The 10,843-nt window shown below is 38.0% G+C and carries 12 protein-coding genes and 1 pseudogene; all 13 read right to left on the bottom strand.

Annotated elements, in window-relative coordinates; translation table 11 throughout:
• Positions 1-96: 96 nt before the first annotated feature.
• Complete coding sequence (locus WG89_RS20460) at positions 97-966, bottom strand: immunity 49 family protein (protein WP_062269293.1); 870 nt, start codon at positions 964-966, stop codon at positions 97-99.
• Positions 959-5,002 (bottom strand): DUF637 domain-containing protein, encoded by a 4,044-nt coding sequence (locus tag WG89_RS20455; protein WP_062269292.1) that lies wholly within the window; start codon positions 5,000-5,002, stop codon positions 959-961. The genes WG89_RS20460 and WG89_RS20455 overlap by 8 nt, the downstream gene beginning before the upstream one ends.
• Before the next feature lie 27 nt (positions 5,003-5,029).
• Positions 5,030-7,258 (bottom strand): hypothetical protein, encoded by a 2,229-nt coding sequence (locus WG89_RS20450; protein WP_153301720.1) that lies wholly within the window; start codon positions 7,256-7,258, stop codon positions 5,030-5,032.
• Positions 7,259-7,286: 28 nt separating this feature from the next.
• Positions 7,287-7,589: a hypothetical protein gene (locus tag WG89_RS20445; RefSeq protein ID WP_062269289.1), complete on the bottom strand. Its 303-nt coding sequence runs from the start codon at positions 7,587-7,589 to the stop codon at positions 7,287-7,289.
• 56 nt (positions 7,590-7,645) lie between these two features.
• On the bottom strand, positions 7,646-7,981 hold the full coding sequence (locus tag WG89_RS20440) for a hypothetical protein (protein WP_153301719.1): 336 nt from the start codon (positions 7,979-7,981) through the stop codon (positions 7,646-7,648).
• A 2-nt stretch (positions 7,982-7,983) separates the two neighbouring features.
• Complete coding sequence (locus WG89_RS30540) at positions 7,984-8,346, bottom strand: hypothetical protein (RefSeq protein WP_153301718.1); 363 nt, start codon at positions 8,344-8,346, stop codon at positions 7,984-7,986.
• A 25-nt stretch (positions 8,347-8,371) separates the two neighbouring features.
• Entirely contained in the window at positions 8,372-8,692 is a 321-nt protein-coding gene (locus WG89_RS20435) for a hypothetical protein (RefSeq protein ID WP_062269285.1), read from the bottom strand.
• Positions 8,689-9,012 carry a hypothetical protein gene (locus WG89_RS29570; protein WP_216638527.1) on the bottom strand — a complete coding sequence of 108 codons (324 nt, stop codon included), beginning with the start codon at positions 9,010-9,012 and terminating at the stop codon, positions 8,689-8,691. Before WG89_RS29570 ends, WG89_RS20435 begins: the two co-directional genes overlap by 4 nt.
• Positions 9,013-9,106: 94 nt before the next feature.
• The gene (locus WG89_RS20430; RefSeq protein WP_062269283.1) at positions 9,107-9,445 is read right to left on the bottom strand and encodes a hypothetical protein; all 339 of its coding nucleotides are present in this window, start codon (positions 9,443-9,445) and stop codon (positions 9,107-9,109) included.
• 61 nt (positions 9,446-9,506) lie between these two features.
• Positions 9,507-9,854, bottom strand: a complete 348-nt coding sequence (locus WG89_RS20425) for a hypothetical protein (RefSeq protein ID WP_062269281.1) — start codon at positions 9,852-9,854, stop codon at positions 9,507-9,509.
• Positions 9,851-10,243, bottom strand: a complete 393-nt coding sequence (locus WG89_RS20420; protein ID WP_062269278.1) for a hypothetical protein — start codon at positions 10,241-10,243, stop codon at positions 9,851-9,853. The genes WG89_RS20425 and WG89_RS20420 overlap by 4 nt, the downstream gene beginning before the upstream one ends.
• 1 nt (position 10,244) lies before the next feature.
• Positions 10,245-10,574: a hypothetical protein gene (locus tag WG89_RS20415; protein ID WP_062269276.1), complete on the bottom strand. Its 330-nt coding sequence runs from the start codon at positions 10,572-10,574 to the stop codon at positions 10,245-10,247.
• Positions 10,575-10,722: 148 nt separating this feature from the next.
• Positions 10,723-10,843 (bottom strand): annotated as a pseudogene (locus WG89_RS32275) (IS5/IS1182 family transposase); the annotation flags it as partial.

The raw sequence follows: 10,843 nt of genomic DNA, 5'->3' as shown, positions 1-10,843 counted from the left end.
GAATTTTACATATAAAATCAAATTAGATCTCTGAAAGAAAAAAGAATACCCGTAATAAATTACGGGTATTCTTTGATAGCTAAAGATAGTTACTTTTTATGTAAAATCACCTTTAACAAGCCATTCTGGAACATACTCTCGCTCCAAATCTGATTTGTATGCGGGTAGATAGCCTTTATGTTCATAGGCTAGAACAGCCATGGCGGTCAGGCGAAGCGATGTCCAGCCCCCTTTAGCTCTTATATGGTCATCTGAACTACTGTAGTAATTCCAATGTTGCTGTAAAGCCTCGCTCATAGCATCCTGATAACCCGTCTCTGAACGGCCAAAAATATGGCCAATCATCATTGCTGTAGGTACTAGAATATCGAAAAAGATCCCCTCTCTTTCAGCAGTAACTTCTTCTGGTTTAATAGCGTTTGCCAAACTCTCAAATAAGCTTTGAAAATTAGCAGAAGCATTAAATAGACCCTGTAATAGATTAAATTCTGCCAAAGAGAAATCATCAAGCCTGAAGTATGAATTTTTAATGACGGCTTCAGGCACCATGCTTAATTCACGAATTGCTTCGTTATTCCTTAAAATCAAAGCTGAATAATACGCATCTAACCAGACCCCCTGATCTACATAAGAAGAAGTAACCTCTCCCTCTTTTATGTACTTCTTGCCGTCAACGCAGTACTCCACTTGCTCACCAGGATGCATACAAAGTCGAAAAGTTGCTACTCTAGTCTCCAAACCAATAGCGAGATAACGTAGGCTTTCGGAATGAGTTTTTCTCAATTTGACAGCGCATTGAAAAGCCTCGTCAGCATCAGTCGCCCATAGATGTCTAGGGCCACAGGGACCCACTTCAGGATTATCATCAAGGAAGCTCATCCAACTCCTATCGAATATTTCTATACAGTCTCCGAGAATAAACGCCGGATAATCCTTTATATCATGCAATCTAACTGAACTATCCATTTTTCTCAATACCTCCACCAAGTTGCTCTATCTTAGCATAACCAACCGGCTCACCTGTTGACCGATCAATTGTCTGTTTAACACCATAATAATCGATTTTATTTCTATTACTCTTCACCAGTTTCAGAGTATCCCTTAACCCATTAGCCTGGGCTACAAAGTCTCTATCCTCAACAGCGCCACTCTTGTAGCGTGGTGAATCCAGAGCACTTTCTAAACTCTGTTGCATCCGAAAGATCATTTCATCTTTGTAAGGGTCTGTCCCTTGCTGTACATCCTGACGATAATACTTACTTTTAGGATCTTTTACATTCTGACTACTGCTATAACTGGGACTCACCCCCCCCTTGGCTTCTACAAATGCTATGCGTATTTCTCCATCCCGCTCATACGAATATATTTGATCTATTCTTCCACTTTTACCATCGTTAATTCCTGTGACAAGAGGGTTAGCGTTGCTGAGTTTCCCTTTTGCCCAAGCTTCTGCTTTGATTTCTCCAATCGCTTCAGACATAGCCCTCATCATTTTCAAATGGCTTCCATCTTCGTCGCCATGCTTTTCAGATGCATTAACTGCCTCTTTTCTCCTCTGTACAGCATCTGAATAACTTACCTTATAGAGCTTTCCATCTACTTTTGTTGTAAAAGTAATACCGGAGAGATCCAGAGAACCGTGAGGAACTCTATCTAACTCTACTGGGTCGGCTGTAACATCATAATTTTTTGTCTTATTAGGTTCTTTTGATTTCCAGCGTCTTGGTTTTGAATCATAGTCAAAATAACCATACTCACTTAATTCATCAAACCTTTTTTGCGATACTCTTGTTCCAGGCACTTCATCTTTGTACTTGAGATAGTCAGGGCTATGTTTGCTTGCTTCTCTTGCAACAAGATTTTCAGTTCTGCTTACGGCTTCTGAAACATCAACATCATTTCTGAATTGACCATTAGGCGCTGCATAGGCAAGCTGATGAAAATAGTCTGCATGCATTGATAAGCCCAAAGCATGCATACGAGTCGTCATCTCTATAAACAGAGGGTGGTCTTTAGACAGAATTTTAAGAACATCAAAACCTTTTTCTAGAGCTTTTGCTCCTAAAAAGCCTACAACTAAAGATGCCAGTGCTGCTCTAAGTTTTTGCTCATTCTTATCTCTTACGGCTACATATAGTTCATGAATATCTCTAATCGTTTCATAGCCATTATATAATACAAGAAGCGCAGAGAATCCTTTCACTAATATAGGAATCAGGAAAAAGAAATTATTTTCTGCTGCATTCCTGGCTGCCAAATCTGCAGAATTTACATCCCCCCCCAAAAGTAGAACAGTTATACCGGCCGTTAATCGACCAATATCAACACCTTTCTGTTTAAGGCTCTCCATTTCTGCCTGGAGTTTAGGTATTTGTTCTTTTCTTTCTTCTTCTGACCAGTTTTCATCATCAGCTACTTTTTTAATTTCTTTAACAAAATCCTGAACTTCCTTATCCGTTTGTGGTACATCTTCGCTGTATTTTTCAGCAACATACTCCCCTATAACTGCACCTGCAGCACCGGAATAACAACCCAATTCATTTTCGTCTGAGTCGCCTCCATTAATTGCACTTGTTGCAGCAGCTAAACCACACCCTAGTGCTGCATGAGAGATATATTTGATTGCTACTGAATAATCGCCCCCAAGGTTTTCACTCTTTGCATCATGAATTTTATTAGCTAACTTCCGTCCCAGAACATTCACTGCATCCTGTGCTACAGCTTGTATGAAATTATCCTGAAAATCCTTAGAACTTCCACCTTCAATAATGGTAGAAACACCTGCTCGAATAGCAGCATTTAAGACTGCATTCGCTGCCTGAGCAACCCAATTACCACCGGTTGTATCAAAGAAAGAACCACCATCAAATCCTGTTATTGCACCCGACTTTGCCATACTTTCGGCAAGGTTCCGAATATTCTCAGATGATGACATCTGATCTAATGTATCAAGGAGATTAAAGTTATTACTGTAGGAAATATTTATGGCCTGATTTGCCATTGTTTCCATACCTACAGTAAGTGCCTTAGAGAGAGCTGCTTGCGCTGCCGGACCTACAGATGGAAAGCTGCTTGCAATTGCTTGAGAAAGAGTTTCAGCATAGGGACCTATAGCAATAGATACTGCAATTGCTATAAGTGCGGCAGCCGCTTTAGTTAATCCCTTCTGATCATAATCCCACTCCTCCATTGCCAACTCGACCGCTTGCCAGTCGGTATCTGGATGATCTCTAAGCTCCTGCATCCATTGCATTCCAGGAGCCTTCGAAAGCGCATCGATAGTAGTATTGATGTCATCTTTACCATCATATTCAACTCGTATACCATTTGCGGCATTTATGAATAAACCACCTTCATTCCTAAACTCGCTGTAAATAGCCGTTTCTCTGAAATAACCTTTACCTTGATATCGAAAGGCAAAAACATCTTCATAGGACTGCTTATAGTCATACTGCTCTAATTCTTTTGCTATTGGTATATTCAAACCACCATTTTGAGCAATAATGCTTGTAACTCCACCATCCTGGATACGAACAGCTCGAAGAGTTATATCCCCTATCGTGGACCTTATTCTTACGCCCTTGCCAGCTTTTATTAATGTCCGAACTACTTTTGTGAGCATTTCCTTCTCAGACTCACTTTCATTAGTGCCAAAAATCCCACCTGTTTTGCTTTCAAAAGTTCGGCTATAAGACTCCATATCAGTGGCTTCGAAAATATGAAGACCGTAATTTGCTAATAACTCAATAACTCCCTTACTTTCCAGGTTTGCGCCTTTAATAATGATCTGACCATCAGCAATAAGCGACAGTACATCAACAGCTGCTAACCCTGTTTGCAAGTTCACCAAGGAAGACTCATTATCAGTCCAACCTCTACCCGACTGATTTCTTTCGTATCGAGCTTCCTGTGTAAGCAGCTGGATATTACCTCCGGCTTGGATTTTAATATCGTCGCCTGCAGAGAAGCTACCACCGTGGCTGATCACATCTCCCGCAGTATTGATATTAAGGCTACCCAGGGCTGAAATTTTAGCGATACGATCAAAGCCTTCTGAGACACCATGACCAAAGTCATGACGGATCAGTAAGGTATTATTAACTAGCTTATTGGCAATCAGGGAAACTTCACGACCGCTAATTTCACCAGATAGGTTTTCAATACTGCCACCGGCTTTGATCTTAAGCTCATCAGACGTTACTGAACCCTTTTTAACAATGAAGTTATTCTTTACATCAAACAGCGCTTTTTTTCTTGCCTCTACACTTGCACCATTCACAATAAACTCATCTGTTTCAATGTTGATGTTGCGTGCTGATAAGGTAGAACTGTCTATTTTATTGGAAGCAATGGTAGAAGCAGTCAAATAGACAAAAGGCACTATCACCTGCTGACCGTTTATTTCTCTTATCTCAGGCCATACAACATCATCGGTAAGTTTGGAAATCTGTTCAGCTGTGAGATTCTGGCCAAACAAAAAACCATGATTTTTGGCCATTCTGAGAGCATTATCATAAAGCTTTTCAGCTTGCTCATTGTAGCTTTCATAACCTGTAATCCAGCTTTTATTTAACAGTTGATTGATTTGCCCTTTTATTATTCCTCGCTCAACTGCAGCTGTACCAAATCGATCTGGCAAGTAGTCTTCGACTACTGTCATGATGGGAATTGTTATCCCCCCCATCAATACGGGAACAATTCTTTTTTGAGGAAAGGCGTTAATATCCTGACTTCTTAAACCTTCAAAAAAGTATTTAAATCCATCAAATACCTGTATTTCACTCTTTTCAAAAATACTTTCATAAACAGTTTTCTTAGCTAGAGCAGAAGCTATGTAACCGGGGTAATTGGTCACAGAGTCTTCAATTCTTTCAAGATCTTTGGCAGTTTTGACATTAGCGTAAAGTGGGAAAGAGATTTGAAAAAGTAATAGAAGGGCCATTAACCTGGCAGTGATCCTTTGCCAGTATGGCGCTTGATCCGGTTTAGCGCTCATTTTCATAATTGTCTCAGATTAAGTTTATATTTTTTATTTGCAGCTTACTTCATGACCCCAACCACACTCTTCGAGCTCAGGTGGTCTTGTTGGCGGTGGTGTTGGTGCAGGTTCATCTTTCCCACAACTATTGCCTTTTGAAAATGGTCCAAAAGTTATGCTGCAAGCTTCAACCTTTTCATAGCCAAATCGATTCGTTATATCTTTCTCGACATAGAAGATAAATGGCAACTCCTTTGTCACACTATCTTCCTTAATAAACTCGTCGATCGTCGTCCATCTACGTGTTTTTCTTTTTATACATTTGCCAAAAATTCGTTTAGAACAATATCTTTTTCGATGATGGTTAATCTGAGTTTCTACAACTCTCTTTTTTAATTGCAAGCCATGCTGCTCTACTATTGCTATATCGCCCGCAACATCACCTTGAACCTCAACAATACTGTTTTGATTGAGTAAGTTTTCCGATGTCATGGATAATGAGCCACCAATGAGCAATCTGGCTGAGGGTGATACAACCTCTGTATATTGAGTCGTTGTCGTATCAGAGCCTTCTTTTTCTACTTTTGTTTTAGCATAAATATGATACCTCTGATTGATCACTTCGTCCGAACTTATAACAAGGTTGCCATTGGCCACCTCATAAATTGCCGACGAATTCAGAAACCGCTTCTTAGCATTGATCAACAATTGATGTTCAGAAGCAATAATGACCTGGTCTGAATTTTCAGGCTCAAGATTTAACTCAAGGTCTGGAATTGTCTCATCACCCTTTATGGAATAAGGGTTTATATTCTCGACTGTATCTGCATGAAGCTCAACATTCAGCCCTATGATTGCAGCCTGGAGTGTATCAACTTCCACCCTCATCATATCTTCTGGATCATCAGGGAGTGTTGGCTGTGTGCCAATCTCGATACTGCTCGCCGCTTGGAATGCGAGTTGTGGTTTGGGTACTAGCTTATAAGGTTTATAAGATCCATTGAGTATCTTCCCTGCTGGAGAGAGAATAGATATGTCTTCTCCTGTTATCAGGCCACCAAAACTATTATAAATTGAGGTAATGCCTGACAGATAAGTACTCTTTACAGACCATAAAGCCCCTTCGTTTTTTATTTCATTAGCAGCTACTTTTATGATGTTCGCATCTATAAAACCATCGTTGAATACATCTTCAGTAGACGCTATTTCAACAGTATCCGCTACTATACTTTTCTTTTCAGCACTGATTACTCTTTCATCAGGTGTAATACCAACATTTGCTATTGCTTCTAGTACGACTCTATTACCTGATGTGGCTGTTCCACTAAAATCTATTTTATTAGCAGACTTAACTATGACAGAGTCACTGGGTACCACCGCTTTGCCATAATGAAAAGAAGCCAGTGTTTTAGGAGCCTTTGTTACCAAATCACCTCGTACTCTAACGAAAGAATTAGTAGAAATGGCTTCTATTGATATGCTGCCGCTTTTTACAATAGCAGTAGAACCTACATCAATGTACAGTGAAGAATCTTCGGAAAACTCTGCTGTAGCTTTTGCATTTTCATAATTATACTGATACTTACCCGAAATAACCTGCAAATTGCCAGATGCAATCTCAATATTACCAAGTGTATTGACGCTAATATCACCATTAGAACTCTCAATACCTTTTACATTGGTCGTTACATTCCCGTAGATTTTAACTCTACTGGATAATAGATCTAGAAAGGTAGTCCCTCTAGCGGCTAGCCCATCACCTGTAATGAAAATATCGCCTGATTGAATAGTTACGTTCTCAAGCTCTCCATTAGTAAGAATGGATTCAAGATCAGCAGTTAGTAATGTCACTCTGGGGGATTTATCAAATCTGCAATCATTACAAGTAATCTTTTTTGGTGATGCAATGATAACATCCGCATACCTTCCTTGAATTTCAACGACAGAGCTTAATTCAATCTGATTGGGCGAATAGATCAATATTTGATCTGCCGGTTTTTCTACAAGATGAGGGTTGACTGCCAATACATTCAGTAAATTAAGCTTTTCATCAGGGTTAAATTGATCAATAACATTCACAGAGAGCCCTGAAGCATTCGGTTTTGCTATCTGTAATGAAATAGCATTTTCACTCTTAACAAATCGAGATGCTGGTACTGTTTCATGCTCGTACTTTGTAATAATATCTTCAGGAGAGGTAGTTGCATTTGCGGACAAACATAAAAGCATTGATTTTAATGCAATTAATGTCCTTATAGACTTCTTCATTTTTTTATCCAATTTAATTCCGTTTAGTTTAAATTTTTTATTATCTATAAATCACATCAATATATTCCAATTCTGATTCATTGAGAGTGCAAGCATCATTTTCTTTAAACTTAACTTCCACCTCTAGCCCTGCAGATGCAGCTGATAAAGCTGCAGAATACTTTGCTTTCCCATACTCATCATTAAGAGAAATCCTACTGTATTTGTTACAACCCTCAATTTTTATATAGGTAATCCAATCTCTAACTCTGATCTTTTCAACCTTGCCTTTAATTTTATCTGTTGCTGAAACTGCTTCTGATAATAAAATCATTGAAATAACAATAATAACTTTTTTGCGCATAGGAATATTTGACTATTTATTATAAATCTCATCAATTTTAAGAGTCGGAGTCACCATTAATCATGTACCATTATTCCACTCACTACATTTCTACCCCAGTCATCACAACCAGACAGGTTTAATTGCATTTTCTGTTTTGCTGCATGAGCTGATAAGACAGCGCTGATAATGTATCTCCCTTTTTCAGTATTTCCATAAACACGCTTCCAGCCTGATGATCCATTTTCACAATTGTCACTTTCAGGATTCCCGTCAACTTTCATATTAACGTAAAACCTTGACCCATCTCCCTCTTCTTCAAGAACATACCCTTCAACACTTGACCAGCCTTGCCAACTTGCTTGTGAAGATATAGAGAAAAAAAGAGAAAGCACAAACAAACTCCTTTTCATAATTAATTCCCTAAGTCATAAATTTGAGATGTATAGCACTTTCCATTTACGTCTCTTGATATACCTAACCTCAGCCGACTCCCCGTTTTGAAAGAAGACATTGCCACACTTAGCATTCTGTCAACATACTTCTCATTAACCATGCTTCCATCTGCTTTTTTATGAAAGAAAATCCAATTGCTATCGCAACTTTCCCATTCAGTACCAGATGGGTTTGCACCAGTAGGAGTGCTAGAACCTATATTAATGGCAACAGTTCCAGAAGTAGTTGTATGAATACCTGTTGCTTTCACAGTCCAGAAGACTGCTGAGTAGGAATAAGAGGAGAAGATAATAGTAATAAAAAATGGTATTATTTTTTTCATTGTAAATATTTAAAACTGCTTTATATCAATAGTCTTGAAAGATGTATTGCACTCTAACATTTCCTTCACCAGGGCACTCTTTAACTTTTACTCTGACTGGCTTACCAGCCATTGCACTGGCCAACAACATAGAATACCAGTTTTTAGCCGCATACATTCCATCTTCTGAAGTATTATCAAAACTGAAATAATAATACTGACTTCCCGTAATGCATTCGTCATTTTTTAATCTGAAGAAAACATATTCATCACTTGGATAAATTCGAGCCACTTCTCCCTGATAAAATGATGCTTGTACTGTACTCCCTAAAAATAACATGATAAAAACTAACAAGATGGACTTCATTTATATAACCTTATATAAGTAATTTTCGGTTCCGAGCCGCAGCCAGTAGTTCGACTTGGATCATAGGTTATCTCAACATTCTGACCAGAAATCAAAGCGGAAATCGCTATTGATGAAACATCATCATCTCCTGACACATCTTTTATTCTAAAATGTTTTACGCTGCCATTTTCATTATCTTTAAAGCCAACTATTCGACAGTTGGGTGAAGAGTGGCCTTCTGTAAATATAATCTTTCCTAGTCCAGTCATATCACTATGCGCAACATTAACACCCAAGCATAGGAAGAATGTAAATATCAACCTACTATATCCTTTCAAAAATAAAGCTCCATTACCATTAAGTAAAACCAATTAATTAAAATATGAAATCAATCACCATCAATCTAGAGTCAATATACTATCTACATACTTCCTATTTATTGATAAATAAATCGGTTATGATACATCTGTCATTATAATATTTTTCACTCTTACTCAAGAATACTGTTATACGTTTATCTCCACTAAATGCAGCCAAGACTGCACTTATTAAATGTGTTTCTGATTTCCTGATTGCTGCATATTCTGAACTACAGTTTTCTGCTTCAAAACCACCTTCTATTTTTATCTGCACCAAATTACTGTGTTCGTCGCCCCAATAACTATTGCCACCTGAAAAGTCAACTCTATTAATTAGGCCATCATTCGCTCCAAAGCTAATACTGGAATATACAAACATTAAAGCCCCAAAAAAAGCACATTTTCTCTTCATACTATTCTCTTTATATTTTTCTATAATGTCTATTTAAAAACCTCAAATAATTATCTTTCATTTAAAAAGCCACACTTAACCGATTTATATAACACCTGGTTGAGCTTGTATCAAATGCGATATTTACCTTTTTCCCAGTAGTGGCAGCCATTAATAATGTACTGTACATAATCTGAATGCCTTCTTTAGTCACTCTGTTCTGATTAACTACCGCATAATGATATTGAACTTCATTCTTACATGCAGCATTTTGCTCTTTAAATATCACAACAAATGCACCATACCCGAGTGGATAGAGCTTTTTAATAGATCCGGTAAACCAAACTTCATCTGCAACTGCATAGCTGGATATGAGTGATAAAATCAGAATGCCTATTTTTACCAAGCCTGCCTTTTTATTTATTTTCAATTATATAATCTCACTGCTCTGATTAAACAATGTGTGGGCTCAGAAGTTGATGACCACTCTTTACTTTTATAGAGTTGAAGTCGAACATCGGTTTGAGAGTGAAATGCACTTAATATCATTGATAACAGTTCTTGCCTGTTTTTAGCATCTACAGCTACATAACCCCCTTTAGGACACTCGGAAAATCCAGTATTGATGTAAACAGGAATTTCTGCACCATGAGCATAAGTTCTGACTTCATTTATTTTCCCTGCACTGTTCATCAAACATCCGTATTTACAAAGAGGGTCATCCCCATCTCCATAAGAAAAGCTTTTTGTTGCCCAAAGCAATGTAATAAAAGCCAAACTAACTTTACTATTCCAACTATTAATTTTAAATATCTTCATATTAATCCAACATCACATATCTTAGGTTACAACCTTCTGAGGCTTCATCAATTCGAAGTTTAACAAGCATATCAGCTACTTTTGCCGATAATAGGGTCGAGTATATTTCTTCAAATACTGGGTGGTCTTTTTTTAGCGTAATATATACATTTTCCATCAGCTTACAATTTAAAATACCACTAGCTTGATCAGCAGGCTTTATTAGCACCGATCCCCCAAATGCACTTGTTATATAAAGACGTTCTATTTTTGAAGTACAGAGTTTATCATTGCATGCTGCCTTAGATAATAAAGGCAACGTTATTAAACAGAATAATATAATTTTTTTCATAACCCATTAGCCTTTCTAATTCTAGGGAACCTGCGAATAACCTCTAATTTACTTCCCTTCTTGAATCGAGTTCGAAGTAGGACTGAAATCAGAGGTCTCAACCCCTTATTTGTATGATATTTAGCCACTTTCGTGACTTCAGGGCGGACTAACCCTGTGCCCGGATCATTTGATCCAGTCGAACAATATTCGCCAGGGCAAATAAAGTAGACAGTTTATTGTCATTCTTCTTCAAACCTCGATACCTGGCTTTTATAAATCCAAATTGA

Origin of the sequence: Endozoicomonas arenosclerae, assembly GCF_001562015.1 — a bacterium.
Taxonomy (GTDB): domain Bacteria; phylum Pseudomonadota; class Gammaproteobacteria; order Pseudomonadales; family Endozoicomonadaceae; genus Endozoicomonas_A; species Endozoicomonas_A arenosclerae.
This window is presented reverse-complemented; position numbering and strand designations above follow the sequence as displayed.